Origin of the sequence: Methylophilus methylotrophus DSM 46235 = ATCC 53528, assembly GCF_000378225.1 — a bacterium.
In the GTDB taxonomy this organism is placed as follows: Bacteria; Pseudomonadota; Gammaproteobacteria; order Burkholderiales; family Methylophilaceae; genus Methylophilus; species Methylophilus methylotrophus.
Genome location: NZ_KB905142.1, coordinates 201,599 through 217,770, shown reverse-complemented (window position 1 = coordinate 217,770; position 16,172 = coordinate 201,599). Strand labels below are relative to the sequence as shown.

At 49.9% G+C, this 16,172-nt stretch carries 17 protein-coding genes; 5 read left to right on the top strand and 12 right to left on the bottom strand.

Annotation, left to right across the window (positions count from 1 at the left end):
- The first annotated feature begins 152 nt into the window (after positions 1-152).
- Positions 153-1,022 carry a lysophospholipid acyltransferase family protein gene (locus F463_RS0107595; RefSeq protein WP_018986471.1) on the top strand — a complete coding sequence of 290 codons (870 nt, stop codon included), beginning with the start codon at positions 153-155 and terminating at the stop codon, positions 1,020-1,022.
- A gap of 24 nt (positions 1,023-1,046) precedes the next feature.
- Here the strand turns inward: F463_RS0107595 and F463_RS0107590 are convergent, their stop codons facing one another.
- The gene (locus F463_RS0107590; protein ID WP_018986470.1) at positions 1,047-1,751 is read right to left on the bottom strand and encodes a type 1 glutamine amidotransferase; all 705 of its coding nucleotides are present in this window, start codon (positions 1,749-1,751) and stop codon (positions 1,047-1,049) included.
- Positions 1,748-2,299: an rRNA large subunit pseudouridine synthase E gene (locus F463_RS0107585; protein ID WP_018986469.1), complete on the bottom strand. Its 552-nt coding sequence runs from the start codon at positions 2,297-2,299 to the stop codon at positions 1,748-1,750. The genes F463_RS0107590 and F463_RS0107585 overlap by 4 nt, the downstream gene beginning before the upstream one ends.
- Positions 2,300-2,309: 10 nt before the next feature.
- Between F463_RS0107585 and icd the strand changes: the two genes are divergently transcribed.
- The gene (gene icd / locus F463_RS0107580; protein ID WP_018986468.1) at positions 2,310-3,548 is read left to right on the top strand and encodes an NADP-dependent isocitrate dehydrogenase; all 1,239 of its coding nucleotides are present in this window, start codon (positions 2,310-2,312) and stop codon (positions 3,546-3,548) included.
- 84 nt (positions 3,549-3,632) lie between these two features.
- Here icd and F463_RS0107575 read toward each other — a convergent pair whose 3' ends face one another.
- Positions 3,633-3,836 (bottom strand): cold-shock protein, encoded by a 204-nt coding sequence (locus F463_RS0107575; RefSeq protein ID WP_013441419.1) that lies wholly within the window; start codon positions 3,834-3,836, stop codon positions 3,633-3,635.
- 346 nt (positions 3,837-4,182) lie between these two features.
- On the opposite strand from F463_RS0107575, the gene pilB reads away from it, so the two are divergent.
- Both pilB and F463_RS0107565 read left to right on the top strand, forming a co-directional pair.
- Entirely contained in the window at positions 4,183-5,904 is a 1,722-nt protein-coding gene (pilB, locus tag F463_RS0107570; RefSeq protein WP_018986467.1) for a type IV-A pilus assembly ATPase PilB, read from the top strand.
- Between the two features lie 37 nt (positions 5,905-5,941).
- Complete coding sequence (locus F463_RS0107565) at positions 5,942-7,165, top strand: type II secretion system F family protein (protein ID WP_018986466.1); 1,224 nt, start codon at positions 5,942-5,944, stop codon at positions 7,163-7,165.
- Between the two features lie 64 nt (positions 7,166-7,229).
- Here F463_RS0107565 and F463_RS0107560 read toward each other — a convergent pair whose 3' ends face one another.
- The 6 genes from F463_RS0107560 to F463_RS0107535 all read right to left on the bottom strand — a co-directional run bounded on the left by F463_RS0107560 (position 7,230) and on the right by F463_RS0107535 (position 12,833).
- Entirely contained in the window at positions 7,230-7,943 is a 714-nt protein-coding gene (locus F463_RS0107560; RefSeq protein ID WP_211209193.1) for a DsbC family protein, read from the bottom strand.
- A 75-nt stretch (positions 7,944-8,018) separates the two neighbouring features.
- Positions 8,019-9,227 (bottom strand): FAD-dependent monooxygenase, encoded by a 1,209-nt coding sequence (locus F463_RS0107555; RefSeq protein WP_018986464.1) that lies wholly within the window; start codon positions 9,225-9,227, stop codon positions 8,019-8,021.
- Positions 9,217-10,386, bottom strand: coding sequence for an FAD-dependent monooxygenase (locus tag F463_RS0107550; protein ID WP_018986463.1), 1,170 nt, complete (start codon positions 10,384-10,386; stop codon positions 9,217-9,219). Before F463_RS0107550 ends, F463_RS0107555 begins: the two co-directional genes overlap by 11 nt.
- A gap of 40 nt (positions 10,387-10,426) precedes the next feature.
- Complete coding sequence (locus tag F463_RS0107545) at positions 10,427-11,725, bottom strand: aminopeptidase P N-terminal domain-containing protein (protein ID WP_026295422.1); 1,299 nt, start codon at positions 11,723-11,725, stop codon at positions 10,427-10,429.
- A gap of 105 nt (positions 11,726-11,830) precedes the next feature.
- Complete coding sequence (locus tag F463_RS0107540) at positions 11,831-12,559, bottom strand: DUF2927 domain-containing protein (RefSeq protein ID WP_018986461.1); 729 nt, start codon at positions 12,557-12,559, stop codon at positions 11,831-11,833.
- Positions 12,560-12,602: 43 nt separating this feature from the next.
- On the bottom strand, positions 12,603-12,833 hold the full coding sequence (locus F463_RS0107535; protein WP_018986460.1) for a DUF3820 family protein: 231 nt from the start codon (positions 12,831-12,833) through the stop codon (positions 12,603-12,605).
- Between the two features lie 174 nt (positions 12,834-13,007).
- Between F463_RS0107535 and F463_RS0107530 the strand changes: the two genes are divergently transcribed.
- A complete protein-coding gene (locus F463_RS0107530; RefSeq protein WP_018986459.1) occupies positions 13,008-14,036 on the top strand; it encodes a GGDEF domain-containing protein in 1,029 nt (342 codons plus the stop codon).
- 38 nt (positions 14,037-14,074) lie between these two features.
- Here the strand turns inward: F463_RS0107530 and F463_RS0107525 are convergent, their stop codons facing one another.
- Genes F463_RS0107525 through F463_RS0107515 form a run of 3 tightly spaced genes read right to left on the bottom strand, consistent with a single transcriptional unit; the run spans position 14,075 to position 16,152 of the window.
- Positions 14,075-14,503, bottom strand: coding sequence for a phosphate-starvation-inducible protein PsiE (locus F463_RS0107525; RefSeq protein WP_018986458.1), 429 nt, complete (start codon positions 14,501-14,503; stop codon positions 14,075-14,077).
- On the bottom strand, positions 14,503-15,177 hold the full coding sequence (gene murU / locus F463_RS0107520) for an N-acetylmuramate alpha-1-phosphate uridylyltransferase MurU (RefSeq protein WP_026295419.1): 675 nt from the start codon (positions 15,175-15,177) through the stop codon (positions 14,503-14,505). The genes F463_RS0107525 and murU overlap by 1 nt, the downstream gene beginning before the upstream one ends.
- A gap of 3 nt (positions 15,178-15,180) precedes the next feature.
- A complete protein-coding gene (locus tag F463_RS0107515) occupies positions 15,181-16,152 on the bottom strand; it encodes an aminoglycoside phosphotransferase family protein (protein ID WP_018986456.1) in 972 nt (323 codons plus the stop codon).
- Positions 16,153-16,172: the final 20 nt, after the last annotated feature.

Below are 16,172 nucleotides of genomic sequence, written 5' to 3'. Positions count from 1 at the left end.
TCATAAACCTTGCCATGATCAGTCGCGTTTATTTACAAAATAAATCAATCAATGGCAGGCTAACAAACCATGATTTGTTAATATGATGCGTTTAAGGCGTGGATTTTAACAGAATGCACCCGAAATAAGATTTTCAACAAGGCAGATTTTTGATGTTGGCACTTTTTTGCAAATGGCTTTCCAGATTGCCACTTGGCTACATCCAAGGCTTGGGCGCTATGTTGGGGAGGTTGAATTGGTGGCTGGATCAAAAAAGCACCCGCATAGCCATCGAGAACATCCGCCAGAGTGGTCTCTGCAAAGATATCACGGCTATTCATCAACTCGCCAAACATAGCCGGATCGAGGCTGGTAAATCATTGATGGAATCGCTGTTTATCTGGGGCGCTCCGCAATCTGGCTTGCTGCCCCTGGTGAAGGCGACAACGGGCTGGCACCTCGTAGAGGAAGCACAACGTGTGGGCAAAGGTCTGATTTTCCTCACCCCACATCTGGGCTGTTTTGAGATCACCTCGATTTATTATGGCAGTCAACATCCGATTACCGTGCTCTATCGCCCCCCCAAACTGACTTGGCTGGAAGACTTACTGCAACAGGGGCGGCAAAAAGGCCATGTTTCGCTGGCGCCAGCCAACGCCGCCGGGGTTAAAAAACTGCTGCAAGCCCTAAAACGTGGAGAAGCGATTGGTATTTTACCCGACCAGATTCCCAGAAAAGGCGAAGGCGAATGGGCAGACTTTTTTGGCAAACCGGCCTATACCATGGGGCTAGCGAGCAAACTGGCGGTTAAATCTGGCGCAACAGTGATTATGGCATTTGGCGAACGATTAGCCGCAGGCGAAGGCTTTCACATTCACCTATCCAAAGTGGACAATATCCATACCCCCGGCTTGCTTAACCAGGCAATTGAACGTCAGATTGCACAATGTCCGGTACAGTATTTGTGGCAATACAACCGTTACAAAAAAAGGCGTTACGCCATGCATAAACTGCAACCTCACCAAAGCGAACACGCGGATTAATCGGTGATTGTGAGCTGGGCTTGATTATGCCAGCCCCTGTATCCAGCGGCTGTAGACCCTATCGGCAACGGCATGTAGCACATCGCAATCCTCGTTCACTTTTGCCAGCATGGTATCCGCAGACTGTACAGCCGGACTGGCTGCAGACGTGGCAATATCGTTCTTCCATTGCTCCGTCCAGATTTTGACCATATCCGGCGTCATTTCAATATGGCATTGCAAACCGATATGTTTGCCCATGACATAAGCCTGGTTGACGCAATACGCGCTGGATAACACATGCGTTGCCCCTGGCGGCACCGAAAACGTTTCGCCATGCCAGTGAAAGCTGTTAAACACTTGCAAGTCACCAAACCAGTCACGTGCAGCGGGATGATCGACCACTTGCACTTGCCCCCAGCCTATTTCCTTGACCGGGTTTTTACTCACCACACCGCCCAACGCCTTGCTGATTAACTGCCCTCCCAGGCAGTGCCCAAGCAAAGGGACATCTTTTTCTACTGCCTGGCGAATTAATTGCAGCAAGGGCGGAATCCAGGGCAGGTCATCGTTGACACTCATGGGGCCGCCCATCAACACAATGCCACTATATGCCTCGACCGAGTCAGGCACGGCCTCGCCTTTATCAATGCGCACCTCGCACCAAGGAATGGCATGCCGCGCTAAAAAAGTGCCCAAATAACCAGCACCCTCGCAGCAAGCGTGCCTGAATACCACCACCTGTTTCATGACATTACCTTCTTATAACTGACTTCCTGATATTGCCCAAGCAAGATTCCGTCCAATGTGTAAGGCCCAATGGCATAACGGATCAGGCGCAAGGTCGGAAACCCCACGTGGGCAGTCATCCGCCGCACTTGGCGGTTCTTGCCTTCACTGATTTTAATCTCAAGCCAGGTCGTCGGGATATTTTTGCGTTCGCGTATGGGTGGCTCACGCTGCCACAACTGGTCAGGTTCGGCGATGATTTTGACCTGTGCTGGCTGCGTGACAAAATCCCCTAAATCGACGCCTTGCTTTAATGGCATCAATTCTGCTTCTGTAGGAGCACCTTCGACTTGCGCCCAATAGGTTTTGACCTGTTTATGTTTGGGATGGCTTAAACGATGTTGTAATCCGCCGTCATCGGTTAAAATAAGCAACCCTTCAGAATCGGTATCTAACCGCCCGGCAGCATATACGTTGGGAATCGGAATATAGTCCTTGAGCGTCGCGTGTTTCTCATGAGCCGTAAACTGGCATACGACGTTAAAGGGTTTGTTAAACAGTAATAACATGGAAAGTGCTATGTCTAAAATCAAGGTGCCCGCCACTGGCAGCAAAATCACCGTCAATGCTGATAATACCCTAAATGTTCCCGACCAACCTATCATCCCGTTTATCGAGGGCGATGGTATCGGCGTTGACATTACGCCGCCCATGATCAAAGTGGTGGACACCGCCGTTGAAAAAGCTTACGGCGGCAAACGCAAGATTTCCTGGATGGAAGTCTACGCCGGCGAAAAATCGACGACAGTCTATGACAAAGATACCTGGCTGTCTGACGAAACCATGGCGGCATTGAAGGACTATGTGATTTCAATTAAAGGTCCATTGACGACCCCAGTCGGCGGCGGCATCCGTTCATTGAATGTGACTTTGCGCCAGGAACTGGATTTATATGTCTGCCTGCGCCCCATTCAGTACTTCACTGGTGTTCCCAGCCCGGTTAAACACCCGGAAAAAACCGACATGGTGATTTTCCGTGAAAACACTGAAGACATTTATGCTGGCATCGAATGGGCAGCTGGCACCGAAGAAGTGAAAAAAGTCATCAACTTCCTGAGCGACATGGGTGTACGCAAGAAAATCCGTTTCCCTGAAGCCTCTTCCATCGGCATCAAGCCAGTCTCCATCGACGGCAGCAAGCGCCTGATCCGCAAAGCGATTCAGTACGCGATTGATAACAACCGCAAATCCGTCACCATCACCCACAAGGGCAACATCATGAAGTTCACCGAAGGTGGCTTTCGTGACTGGGGATACCAGCTGGCCAAAGAAGAGTTTGGTGCAAAACTGATTGATGGCGGCCCATGGTGCAAACTGCCTAACGGCATCGTGATCAAGGATTGCATTGCAGATGCTTTCCTGCAGGAAATCCTATTGCATCCAGAAGATTATGATGTCGTGGCTGCCCTGAACCTGAACGGCGACTACATGAGCGACGCATTGGCCGCACAAGTGGGTGGCATCGGCATTGCACCGGGTGCAAACTTGAGCGATACCGTTGCCATGTTTGAAGCCACCCATGGCACCGCACCTAAAATTGCCGGTAAAAATCTGGCTAATCCGAGCTCCCTGATTTTGTCAGCTGAAATGATGTTGCGCCACATGGGTTGGGTTGAAGCCGCAGACCTGGTATTGAATGGCGTCGCCAAAGCGATTGCCAGCAAGCGCGTGACCGGCGATTTTAGCAGCCAGATGGAAGGCGCCACGCAAGTAGGCACCGCTGAATTTGGTGACGAGATCATCAAGCAAATGGCTTAATGCCTTGCCGGGCCTTCGGCTGATGGCATAAAAAAACGGCTCGCGCTTGCGAGCCGTTGTGCATTTGGTGCCCCTAAACAATCATTATGCTTTTTGGATATTGCTTGCTTGCTTGCCTTTTGGACCTTCAGTCACATCGAAAGACACGCGCTGGCCTTCTTTGAGGCTTTTGTAGCCGGATTCTACAATTGCGGAAAAGTGTGCGAACAAATCATCACCACCATCATCCGGAGTAATAAACCCAAAGCCCTTAGAATCATTGAACCACTTTACGGTACCTGTTGCCATTTTACTTCCTTACTTTTTTACTTAACAGGGAGGCGCCCCAAAAGTTTGTCTCAAGTACTCCAGTCGCAATAAACAAGCTTTGCTTTACTTAAAGACGGCTACAAAAAACCTGAACCCAAACGCCTTAAGGATTTATAAGTGAGCATTATTTAAATGTCAAGTGCATTTTTGTATCTTTTTACGAAAGCCAGAAAATCCTGTTAAAATTTGTACAAATGCCGCATCAGGGGCTGTCTTTTCTACGATTTGAATTGATGACAAAAACGTATACTAAGAGGAAAACTAATGGTTCATCAGTTAATTAACCCTTTTATTTCATGGTTTAACAGAGGCCTTTGAAACGTTTATGGCAGCAGTGGAAAGTACAAAGAAACTCGGTGGTATGGCGCGCATGCTGGTGCAATCTTCGCTGATGAGTGAAGAAGACGCCTCAGCATTGCAAGAAAAATCACACGCCCAGAAAACCAGTTTCCTGGCTGCCGCATTAGCCCAAAAGAAGATATCGTCCCGAGACATTGCGCAATCGGCATCAGATGCTTTCGGCTTTCCTTTTTTTGATCTGGATGCATTAGACCAGGACTCTCTCCCTGAAAAAACCATAGATATCAAGCTGATGCAATCGCATCGCGTGATGCTGCTACAGCAAAAAAACAACGTCGCTTATATCGCCCTCTCTGATCCCACCAACCTGCACTCACTGGATACCATCCAGTTCCAGATGGGCGCTACACTGTTCCCCATCGTGGTTGAAGATGACAAGCTGGGTAAATGGATAGATAAAATCGTCGAATCCAAAGACACCAGCATGTCCAGCCTGAACAGCGGTGGGGACGATTTTGACCTCGGACTGGAGGAATCTAACCAGGAGCAGGAAGTAGAGATACAGCAGGAGGTAGACGATGCACCAGTCGTCAAATTCCTGCAGAAGGTATTAATGGATGCCATCAATATGGGCGCATCTGACTTGCACTTTGAACCTTATGAGAAGTTTTACCGTATACGCTTCAGGGTAGATGGCGTATTGCGAGACATGTCACAGCCCCCGTTGGCAATCAAGGAAAAACTGGCATCGCGCATCAAGGTCATCTCCAACCTGGATATTTCCGAAAAAAGAATCCCGCAAGATGGCCGCATGAAACTGATCCTCAGTAAAACCCGCACCATCGACTTTCGTGTCAGCACCTTGCCATTAATCCATGGTGAGAAAATTGTGATGCGGATTCTGGACCCGACCAGCGCGACATTGGGCATTGAGGCATTAGGTTATGAGCCAGAACAGCAGGATGCCTTGCTTAAAGCGATTCATCGCCCTTATGGATTGGTATTAGTGACGGGGCCGACCGGTTCCGGCAAGACGGTATCACTGTATACCTGCCTCAACCTGCTCAATAACCCCGAAGTCAATATTTCCACTGCAGAAGATCCGGCAGAGATCCCCTTACCTGGCATCAATCAGGTGAACGTCAATGACAAACAGGGCCTGACATTTGCTGCAGCGCTAAAGTCTTTCCTGCGCCAGGATCCTGACATTATCATGATTGGTGAAATCCGTGACCTGGAAACGGCTGACATGGCCATCAAGGCGGCCTCTACCGGGCACATGGTGTTATCCACATTGCATACCAATGATGCGCCCACCACCTTATCGCGATTATTAAATATGGGCGTGGCCCCCTTCAATATTGCCTCGGCGGTGACGTTAATTACGGCACAACGTCTGGCCAGGCGCTTGTGTAAGCACTGCAAGGTAACCTTGGATCTACCGAAGGAAGCATTATTGAATGTAGGCTTTAACGAGACGGATCTTGACGGCAGCTGGCAATTATATGGCCCCAAGGAAGGCGGCTGCGAGCATTGTAATAACGGCTATAAGGGTCGTGTCGGCATTTACCAGGTCATGCCCATTAGCGAGGAAATGACGCGTATTATCATGACCAATGGCAATGCGCTGGATATTGCTGCGCAGGCAAAAAAAGAAGGTATCAAAGACCTGAGGGAATCAGGCCTGCTCAAAGTAAAACAAGGGCTAACCTCCATTGAGGAAGTAGAAGCCGTGACGAATGAATAACTGTTGTCACTGATCAAATATTCTTGAAGAAAACACTATGGCGACTAGCAATATCAAACAATCCGTCTATCAGTGGGAAGGCAAAGACCGTAAAGGCAAGCTGGTCAAAGGCGAAATGCGCGCGAATGGCGAAGCGGTCGTCAATGCCACTTTGCGTCGCCAGGGCATTACCATCCTCAAGGTAAAGAAACAAAGCGCACTGGTCACCAAAGGTAAAGTCACCGAAAAAGATATCACCTTATTTACGCGCCAGCTGGCCACCATGATGAAAGCTGGCGTGCCTTTATTACAAGCCTTTGATATTGTTGGCAAAGGACATCACAACCCTGCAGTATCCAAACTATTGGGCGACATTAAAGCCGATGTCGAAACCGGTAGCAGCCTGAGTGCGGCTTTCCGTAAATATCCTTTATATTTTGATCAATTGTTCTGCAACTTGGTGGGCGCGGGTGAACAGGCCGGCATTCTGGACAGTTTACTGGAGCGATTGGCCACCTATAAAGAAAAGATTCTTGCCATCAAAAGCAAAATCAAATCCGCCCTGGTTTATCCTACCTCGATTATCGTGGTGGCCTTTGTCATCACAGCCGTGATCATGATTTTTGTGGTGCCTGCATTTAAAGAGCTTTTTAGCAGCTTTGGTGCAGACCTGCCAGGTCCCACAGTTATCGTCATTAATCTTTCTGACTTTTTTGTCAAATGGTGGTGGGCGATTTTTGGTACCCTGGGGTTTGGTTTATGGTTCTTTTTCTACACTTGGAAACGCTCTGAAAAAATGCAGGCGACTATGGATAGACTCATGCTGCGCCTACCTATTTTTGGTGAACTGATCCGCAAAGCGACCATCGCGCGTTTTGCCCGCACACTCTCCACCATGTTTGCTGCCGGTGTCCCACTCGTTGAGGCTCTGGATTCTGTGGCTGGTGCTTCGGGTAACAAAGTCTATTTCGATGCCACCAAGAAAATCCAAAGCGAAGTCAGCACCGGTACCAGCTTGACCGTGTCCATGCAAAATGCCAACGTGTTCCCCAATATGGTGATCCAGATGACGGCCATTGGTGAGGAATCTGGCTCTTTGGATGGCATGCTGACCAAAGTAGCCGACTTTTACGAAGGCGAAGTCGATGATGCCGTGGCCGCGATCTCTAGTTTGATGGAACCTGTGATTATGGTTGTCCTGGGCGTACTGATTGGCGGCCTGGTGGTTGCCATGTATATGCCTATTTTCAAAATGGGTAAGGTGGTCAGTGGCGGCGGATAATCGGTAACCTCTAACGAAAAAAGGCTGTTACAAACAGCCTTTTTTAATGCCACAGATTGTCGGATTACATGGTTTTTTTCGCAGCTTGCAATGATTTTTCAATCTCATCATATGGCTGTGCACCTAGCATACGTTTGCCATTCTCAAAGAACAGCGTTGGCGTACTATTCACGCCTACCCTGTGCGCTAGTTCACCGACTTTTTCCAGCGGCACTTCACACTTGGCAGTGGTGGTTGGTAATTTATTGTTCAAAATCCAGTCCTGCCACGCTTTGACACGGTTGCTGGCACACCAGATACTGCGGGACTTATTCGCTGCATCCGGATGCAATTGTTCAATCGGGTAAAGGAAAGTGTAAATGGTCACATCATTAATATTGGACAGCTCTTTCTGCTCCAGTCGTTTGCAGAACGGGCAATCCACATCAGAGAACACCACCAGCTTGCGGCTGCCATTGCCTTTGACGACTTTAATTGCCTGATCCAGGGGCAGACTATTGAAGTCGATTTTGGTGAGTTCGTCCATGCGCTCACCTGTCAGGTCTTTCTTGGTTTTTGGATCAACCAGGCGCCCTTCGGCAATCAAGAAACTGAATTTTTCATCGGTATAAATGATCTGCCCACCCATAAAAACTTCATACAAGCCGTTATAAGGCGTTTTGGTCACGCTATCCACTTTGAATTTTGGATAGGCAGCTTCTATCGTTTTTTTCAGGCTGGCTTCGTCAGCAACGCTGTTTAATGACCACAATGCCGCCAAGGCAGCTAAGCCCAGCATGACCGACTGACCGATAAATTTTTTCATTACTCACTCTTTCTCAAACATGCACAGCTTTGACTCATCAAGTGTCAATTAATTTTGCGTGGCTGTACGAATTAAAAAACGTTTTAGCATAGCACTGTTTTCCACCGCTCGTAAGCCTAACAAGGCAGCATGTGTCCAGGCAGCTTGCGGGCGCGCAAACAGGCCATCCAGACCGCGCGTCAATGCATGCATTTTCAAAATATCCATTTGCCGCGTACGCATTACATGCCGCAAAAAGTTGGCATCACCCAACGGCCTGACAGCAGGCAATTGCGCAATATGCTGACAAAGCGCCTGCACGTCCTGGAAACCCAGATTAACACCTTGCCCAGCCATGGGATGCACCTGATGTGCGGCATCGCCCAATAGCAGCACATGTGGCAAGGCCATGCTGTCTGCTGTATTTTGCACCAGCGGGAAAGCCAGTATCTCGCCATTGGGCGTCAATGTCCCCAATGCCTTGCCACTGCGAGCCTCAACTTCTGCAGCCAATGCCTCTGCCGACAAAGCCTGTTTTTGTGCCGCGTCTGCATGCGGCAACGCCCAAACCAGCGATACCTGCTGCCGGGGCATGGGCAACAAAGCCAGCGTTTCGTGCGCACCAAACCATTGCCTGGCGATATCGCCGTGCGGCCGCTCGGCACGATAGTTGGTCACCAGTGCGGTCTGTGCAAAATCGACCTTGTGTACATTCACGCCACATTGCCTTCGTACCCATGATCGCCCGCCATCGGCCCCTATCAACAACGCAGCTTCAATCTCATGTTGCGGCAAGGATAACCGGGCCACATGACCGGAATATTGCAAAGCATGTGCCGGGGCGTCGGTGATCACAGTCACCTCTGACTCTTTCAGCATTTGCCAGCAGGCATCCATCAAGGCCTGGCTTTCCACGATAAAGCCCATTTCGGTCAAATGGGCATCGCCCGCATCCAGGCAAAGACTAGGCATTGCATGACTGTGGGTGGGAGACCATAAATGCATGGCGGAAATCGGATTAATCCGGCTTGCAGGCATGTGCGCCCATATGCCAAGGCTACGTAACCAGTCCACCGTTTGATTGGTTAGTGCATAAATACGGCTATCCCAGTGATTCACATCGTCGACCCAGTTCTCGACCAAAGACTGCGCGGGCTTAGCATCTGTCAGCACGACTTTTTTGCCCAGTCTTGACAATGCAATCGCCGCGGTCAGACCCACCAGTCCAGCGCCGACAATGACCACATCGGTTTTAATCAAGGGAGGATTAACTGCCATAACTCATCTTGTTCACCAGGAAACGGCGCGCCATCGGCAACATGCTGAGCGCTCCCAGGCCCGCACCGCGTAACAAGCCGACACCTACCAAATCATTGGAAAATACATTCACCAGGAAATCAGTGAACTGCAGGCCTCGACCGGTATCCCTTTGCCGTGACGCATGATATTCAGTCAATCTATGTGCAGCACCCCATTCACCAGCCTCTGTAGAAGCGACATTTTTCGCTAATGCCACGGCGTCGCGAATACCCACATTAAAGCCCTGTCCAGCCACCGGGTGCATGGTTTGTGCCGCATTGCCTATCACCACACAATGCGCCGCAAAGGTCCGGTCCAACTTACTCAGTTTGAGTGGAAACTTGAATCGCTTGCCGATATGCAAGAATTTTCCAACACGATCGCCAAACGCTGTATGCAGTGCTTGCAGGAAGGCAGCGTCATCAAGCGCAGCAATCTCATCTATATATGATTGTTCGCCGGTCCATACCAGCGAGAATTGTTTCCCGTTCGGTAACAATGCCATCGGACCCCGGGGCGTGAAACGCTCATAGGCAATATTGTGATGTGGTTGCTCGGTTTGCACCAGGCCAACCAGTGCATCATGCCCGTAATGCTTGGTTTCCCGCACCAGGCCGGGGATCTCATCCAGGCTACGTCCGCCATCGGCAATCACCGCCAGGGGCGTCGATAATTGTTGTAAGGAGCCATCGGCACGCAAATATTGAATGTCGGCTGCAGTGGCATGCACATCCAACCCTGTCACCGGCGACTGGTATTGTATATTGATCCCCATAGACGACCGCTCTATGCGGGCATCCAGCGCTTGCATTAACGCGCCGTAAGACACGACATAGCCCAAGGCAGGCAATGCGTGTTCATGCGCTTTGAGCACGGTGCGGCCAAAGCCTTTCTGCTGCGAGACATGAATTGTTTCGATGGCTGTGACTGCCACTTCAAGCATTGGCCAAACACCCAGTTGCTCCAGCACCTGGCGCGTACCGTAAGAGAGGGCCAACGCCCTGCCATCACCATACATCGCACCAGGTGCCTGTGCTTCAAGTACGGTCACAGGTACACTGGACTGTTGCAACGATAGCGCGAGTACCAGCCCTACCGGGCCGCCGCCTATCACGACAGGATGACTGAGGGTTTGCATGACGCTTGTTGCCTTTTGATCCATGTGTAAACAATCGACTTTATTGTTGCCGCATGAATGCCTCAATCTCAGCCACCGTTTTTATGGCGGCAGAAGTGATCACTTCATGCCCAGTAGCTGTCACCAGCACATCATCTTCAATACGGATGCCAATATTCCAGAAATGCTCAGGCACACTCTCTGCGGGCCGCACATAGCATCCTGGCTCTACCGTCAACATATTGCCTGGCTGCAGCATGACCCAATCACCAGCAGGGGTTTTGTATTCGCCAGCATCATGTACATCCAGGCCGAGCCAGTGCCCGGTGCGATGCATATAAAACTGACGGTAGCTGCCGCTTTCAAGCACGGCCTCCCGGCTGCCCTGGCATAAGCCATAATGAATAAATCCATCAACCAGGACATCCAGCGCAGCCTCATGCGGCGCATTCCAGTGATGCTGTGGACTGACACTGGCAATCGCAGCAGCCTGGGCTGCGAGCACGAGTTCATATAAATCCTTTTGCGGACCACTGAAGCGGCCACTGACAGGAAAACTACGGGTAATGTCGGAAGCATAGCCATCCAGCTCACAACCAGCATCAATCAGTAACAGATCACCTGCTTTCAGCTCAGCATTATTCGCGTTGTAATGCAAAGTACAAGCATTAGCCCCGCCTGCCACAATACTCGTATAAGCCGGTGCCTGTGCACCTTGCCGGTAGAATTCGTGCAAAAATTCGGCTTCGATTTCATATTCCCACTTACCCGGCTGGACTGCCTGCATAGCGCGGTTATGGGCACTGGCGGCAATACTGGCTGAACGACGCATGAGGTCGACTTCATAAGGAGATTTAAGCAGACGCATGGCATCCAGTGCTTGACGCACATCAACCAGTTTACCTGGCGCCTGCACGCCAGTGCGGGCTTGCGCCTTGACGGCATTCAACCAGCCACTGATTTTGGCATCCCAGCCAGCGTCTGCACCCAGGCTAAAAAACAGTTCGGGCTGGTTTGCCATCAACTTGGGCAACTCTTCATCCAGTTGCGTGATGGAAAAAGCTTCATCAAAACCAAATTCTTTTTTTGCCGCCTCTGGACCATAACGAAAACCATCCCAGATTTCACTTTCGATGTCTTTGTCGCGGCAAAACAGAATACTTCTTGGTTGCGCACCTGCAATCAGAACCAGCACGGCTTCCGGCTCTTTAAACCCAGTCAGGTAGTAAAAGTAGCTGTCAAAACGGTAGGGATAATGACTGTCGCGGTTACGCGTCACTTCTGGCGCAGTAGGAATCACGGCAATCCCGGCCTGCATGCTGTCCATCAGATGCTGGCGGCGACGTGAAAATTCTTGCATGGAGGTACTCAAAGCAAATCCTTGGCAATCAATCTGGTAAAGCGGTTGGGCATTGTAGCGTATTTGGTGTGCAATTGCTGGAATGGTTCCACCCTGCAACGCCGGTCAGAACCCCATCATTTCATATAACTCTGACTGCCTGACATTCCTCTCGGCATCCTGGATAGTGCCATCATTTTGCCACTGTTTGAGCAGCTTATCGAGCACGGGCCGTACCTGGTGAGCACGCATGCCCGGCTTGACAGCTGGCGCATAAAGCATTTTCAGCAGCAATGCATCCAGGCCAGTCAGCAATGACTCTGGCGTTTTGTCATTAAAAATGGAGGGGAAGACTTTTTCTGAGTCGTTTGGCAAACCCATGGCCTGCGTGGTTTCCTCCACAATGCAAGACAGGAGTTGGCGATGCTCTTGCGCCAGATCAACAGGGATCACAACCCAGGCTTTTTTAATCGCTTTTTTGTCATCAAGATCCAAGCCAAACACACAGGCGGCGTCAGCAGGTGGCTTGATGAATAAATTGCCGCTGACCAAAGCGATGTCATTTCGCCAAAGCTGTAAATGGGAGAACACTACAACAAAATTGGCCTGCTGGCGGGAAGTGACAAAAACAATCGGGTGGCCCGTGATTCTGGACAAATGCTGCATATGATACTTTGTCAGCAGGGCGTGCTGCTCAGCCTGGGCCTGGTCTGCATGATGTTCTAACCAGACTCTGATGGGTTGCTGCCATTTACGTACCGGCTGCTCAAGATCAGTGTACTCGTTGTGTAACGCCACTTCGAAGAATGCCTGCTGCAGATAAGCGGAAGATTGCCAGACCTCCTCTGCCCCCACAGAGGAGATTGCCAGAAAACATAGAAATATCCTCCAGCAACGATTAATCATGCGGCTTGCCGGCCTCGGTGCGCAAGGGGGTTAACAGTGACGACAAACCGTTATGGTCAATTTCGGACATCAAATACAACAACCGACCCAACTCTCCTGGCGGGAACCCTTCACGGGCGAACCAGTGAAGATAATGGCCTGGGAGGTCTGCAATCAGTTTTCCCTTGTATTTGCCATAAGGCATCGCTGTGGTGACCAGTTGTATCAAATCGTTTTTTTGCATTGAGTTGGCAGGCAAATCCGTTAATCCAGCGCTGGAACTATATTACCGCGATAACTATTTTTACCATTTGCCCTAAAAAAAATACTTCATTGGCCGTTAAAGCTGACAGGTAAGCAAGAATACGCCTAGTGAAACAAGCTACCTTGAACTGAATTAATATAGCGGAAGACTATTATGCAATACGAAATCAGTAAAGAAAAAAGTGCAGAATATCTCAGACAAGCCATTCATCACATGTCGATGCAAGATGCCGCCTTTCATCCAGTCAGTTATGCTGTCTGGTATGAGTACTCGTCCGGTGAGCATCAGCGACTGATTGAAGAAGTGAATACGCTCATCGAGAAGGAAAAGAAACTCAACGAGAAAAGCACGACTGATGTGTTTAACAAGCATATCGCAAGTATCGACCCCGATAGCGCTAAAGTACTGGTAGAACGCTTCAATCAGGTTGTGACAGATATTAGCACCTCAACCGCAAAAGCGGGACAGGACAGTACCCAGTTCAGCAAAGCCTTAAACGCCTGGTCCGAGGAGATTCAGCAACTGGATGCAAGACTGGGAGCGCAACTGGGATCCCTTGTTTCAGAAACTGTCCATATGCAAAGTTCAATGCATCAGTTGCAACAGAAGCTGGAGTCGAGCTTGCATGAGATTGACGAGTTAAAACATGAAATTATCAAGGCAAAACAGGAAGCCATTTCAGATGGACTGACCGGTCTGATGAACCGTAAAGGCTTTGATGTCACGCTTAAAGAATGCCTGGAGAACCAGCCACAAGAGGATGTTTGTCTCGTCATAGCAGACATCGACTTTTTTAAAAAAGTGAATGACAGCTACGGGCATTTATTCGGCGATAAAGTCATACAGGCAGTAGCAAATGTGCTTAAAAAGATAAGTGGAGATTTTAATACTGCAGCCCGCTATGGCGGTGAAGAGTTCGTGTTATTGTTACCTCATACGACAATCGAAGCAGCTAAAGAGATTGCCGAAAATATCCGACGCCAGGTCGCTGCAATCAGTATAAAGAATAGTGTGACGCAACGTTTGATCTCAAACATCACTATTTCTCTTGGAGTGACCACTTACCAGCCTGGTGAGACCAGTCACAGTTTTATCGCAAGGGCGGACCAGGCACTTTACACATCAAAAGCGCATGGGCGCAACAAAGTGACCTTGCTCACGCAGGACTTTGCGACCGCCTGACCTGACCTGCGCCATTCTTAGCCATAGCGCAAAAGTTCCTATAGCAAATCGCGTTTCTGCTCGGGAATATCCTCATAGGGATACTGTGAATGACCAAAACGCATGACCAATACCGAAATTGCCAATATGAGGATGGCCGCAGATACCGCCAGCATATGAGTTTCGGTCATTTCTTTCATGTCCAGCAATAAGTAACGCGCCAGCGCCACCATCGCGATATAAATCGGGTAGCGCATGGGCAATTTACCGGTGCCAAAGTAGCTGTTGATCATGGAAAAAACTTCCAGATACAAAAACAGCTGCAACAGATCGCCCAGCCCGACCATGCCAGCATGCCACATACGCGCCAGCTCATGTGCCAGTGAGAAGAAAGTGGCAATGGTCACCAGGCCCAGCCCTAATCGTTCTATCCACATCAACGCCTGGTGCGCTATTTTATCGGTGTGGTGTTCATAAGGTGGCTTCATTATTCCCCCTGATTGTTATTGAGCCAATCATCCAGTTGTTCCAAACGTTCTGGCGTGCCGATATCATGCCACAAACCATGGTGATGTTGTCCAGTCACCCGTTGTTGTTGCATGGCTGCTTTTAATAATGGTGCCAGTTTGGCTGCCTGGCCGCGTTCCACAGACTCAAACAGCGACGGATGGTAAACGCCCACACCTGAAAAGGTCAGTCGATCGTCAGCCGACTCGAACACCAGGCCATCTTTCAGGCCGAAATCCCCAGCGGCATGCTGCGGTGGGTTATCCACCATGACCAGATGCGCTAATTTGCCGGCCGGCAGCGCCAGGCTGGCGTAATCAATATCGGTAAATACATCACCGTTCACGACCACAAAAGGCTGGTCACCTAGCAATGGCAAGGCGTTTGCGATACCACCCGCGGTTTCCAGCGCGACTTGTTCGGCACTGTAGCGGATATGTATTCCCCCCTGTTCACCGTGACCCAGAGCAGTTTCAATCTGCTGCCCTAAATGCGCATGATTAATCACCAGCTCGGTGAATCCGGCGCGCGCCAGGCGCTCAATATGCCAGACGATCAGAGGTTTACCACCCACCTGCAATAAAGGTTTTGGCGTATGGTCGGTCAACGGCCGCATGCGCTCGCCTCGTCCTGCCGCCAGAATCATTGCGCGCACGACTTACGCTCCGTTTTCCAGCGTTAGCAGCAATTTAAGGAATGGTCGCAACTCTACATAGCGCTCACACGCTGCCTGCAAATACTGCATGACGAGTGGCATATCCTTCAGGTAGCCATCCTTGCCATCACGATGATATAAACGGGCAAAAATACCCAGCACTTTGATGTGCCGCTGTACGCCCATCCACTCAAAGTCTTTATAAAATTCACCAAAATCTTCATTCACAGGCAAACCGGCTTTTTTTGCTGATTGCCAGTAACGCACCACCCAGTCCATCAAGTCTTCTTCATCCCAACGGATATAGGCATCCTTAAATAAGGACACCAGGTCATAGGTGATCGCACCAATCACGGCATCTTGGAAATCCAGGATGCCGGGGTTGTTTTCCGACGTGACCATGAGGTTGCGCGAGTGATAATCGCGGTGCACAGTGACTTGCGGTTGATGCAAGATATTATCTATCAGCAAGGCAAACGTTTTATCCATCACCGCCTGTTGCTCAACCGTTAACGTTTTACCCAAATGTTTTGCTATATACCACTCAGGGAATAACTGCAGCTCACGCATTAGTAACGCACTATCGTAAGGAGGCAATGCATTTGGCTGCGTGGCCAGTTGCATCTTGATCAGTGCCTGGCAAGCATCGCCATACAAGGCCTTGGCATTCTCTCGCTTCAATTGTGACAAATAAGTATCGTTACCCAGATCACTCAGTAACAAGAAACCTTGCGTCATATCTTGCGCCACAATCTTCGGTACATTGAGACCAGCAGCAAGCAATTGTTCAGCCACGCGCACAAAAGGTCTACAGTCCTCCTGGGGTGGTGGCGCATCCATGGCAATCAGGGTTCCGGTGGGCAAATGCACGCGAAAATAACGCCTGAAACTGGCATCTGCCGAAGCAGTAGTCAGTGTAAAGGGCTGGTCCACGACCTGTGCCAGCCATTGTTGAAGTTGCTGTGTTCTATCCACAAACGTTCCCAAATGATGAA

Excerpts from the sequence above, each read along its gene's own strand:
- F463_RS0107595 (WP_018986471.1), top strand. The coding sequence starts at position 153 with ATGTTGGCACTTTTTTGCAAATGGCTTTCCAGATTGCCACTTGGCTAC.
- F463_RS0107590 (WP_018986470.1), bottom strand. The coding sequence starts at position 1,751 with ATGAAACAGGTGGTGGTATTCAGGCACGCTTGCTGCGAGGGTGCTGGT.
- F463_RS0107585 (WP_018986469.1), bottom strand. The coding sequence starts at position 2,299 with ATGTTATTACTGTTTAACAAACCCTTTAACGTCGTATGCCAGTTTACG.
- icd (WP_018986468.1), top strand. The coding sequence starts at position 2,310 with ATGTCTAAAATCAAGGTGCCCGCCACTGGCAGCAAAATCACCGTCAAT.
- F463_RS0107575 (WP_013441419.1), bottom strand. The coding sequence starts at position 3,836 with ATGGCAACAGGTACCGTAAAGTGGTTCAATGATTCTAAGGGCTTTGGG.
- pilB (WP_018986467.1), top strand. The coding sequence starts at position 4,183 with ATGGCAGCAGTGGAAAGTACAAAGAAACTCGGTGGTATGGCGCGCATG.
- F463_RS0107565 (WP_018986466.1), top strand. The coding sequence starts at position 5,942 with ATGGCGACTAGCAATATCAAACAATCCGTCTATCAGTGGGAAGGCAAA.
- F463_RS0107560 (WP_211209193.1), bottom strand. The coding sequence starts at position 7,943 with ATGCTGGGCTTAGCTGCCTTGGCGGCATTGTGGTCATTAAACAGCGTT.
- F463_RS0107555 (WP_018986464.1), bottom strand. The coding sequence starts at position 9,227 with ATGGCAGTTAATCCTCCCTTGATTAAAACCGATGTGGTCATTGTCGGC.
- F463_RS0107550 (WP_018986463.1), bottom strand. The coding sequence starts at position 10,386 with ATGCAAACCCTCAGTCATCCTGTCGTGATAGGCGGCGGCCCGGTAGGG.
- F463_RS0107545 (WP_026295422.1), bottom strand. The coding sequence starts at position 11,725 with ATGCAAGAATTTTCACGTCGCCGCCAGCATCTGATGGACAGCATGCAG.
- F463_RS0107535 (WP_018986460.1), bottom strand. The coding sequence starts at position 12,833 with ATGCAAAAAAACGATTTGATACAACTGGTCACCACAGCGATGCCTTAT.
- F463_RS0107530 (WP_018986459.1), top strand. The coding sequence starts at position 13,008 with ATGCAATACGAAATCAGTAAAGAAAAAAGTGCAGAATATCTCAGACAA.
- F463_RS0107525 (WP_018986458.1), bottom strand. The coding sequence starts at position 14,503 with ATGAAGCCACCTTATGAACACCACACCGATAAAATAGCGCACCAGGCG.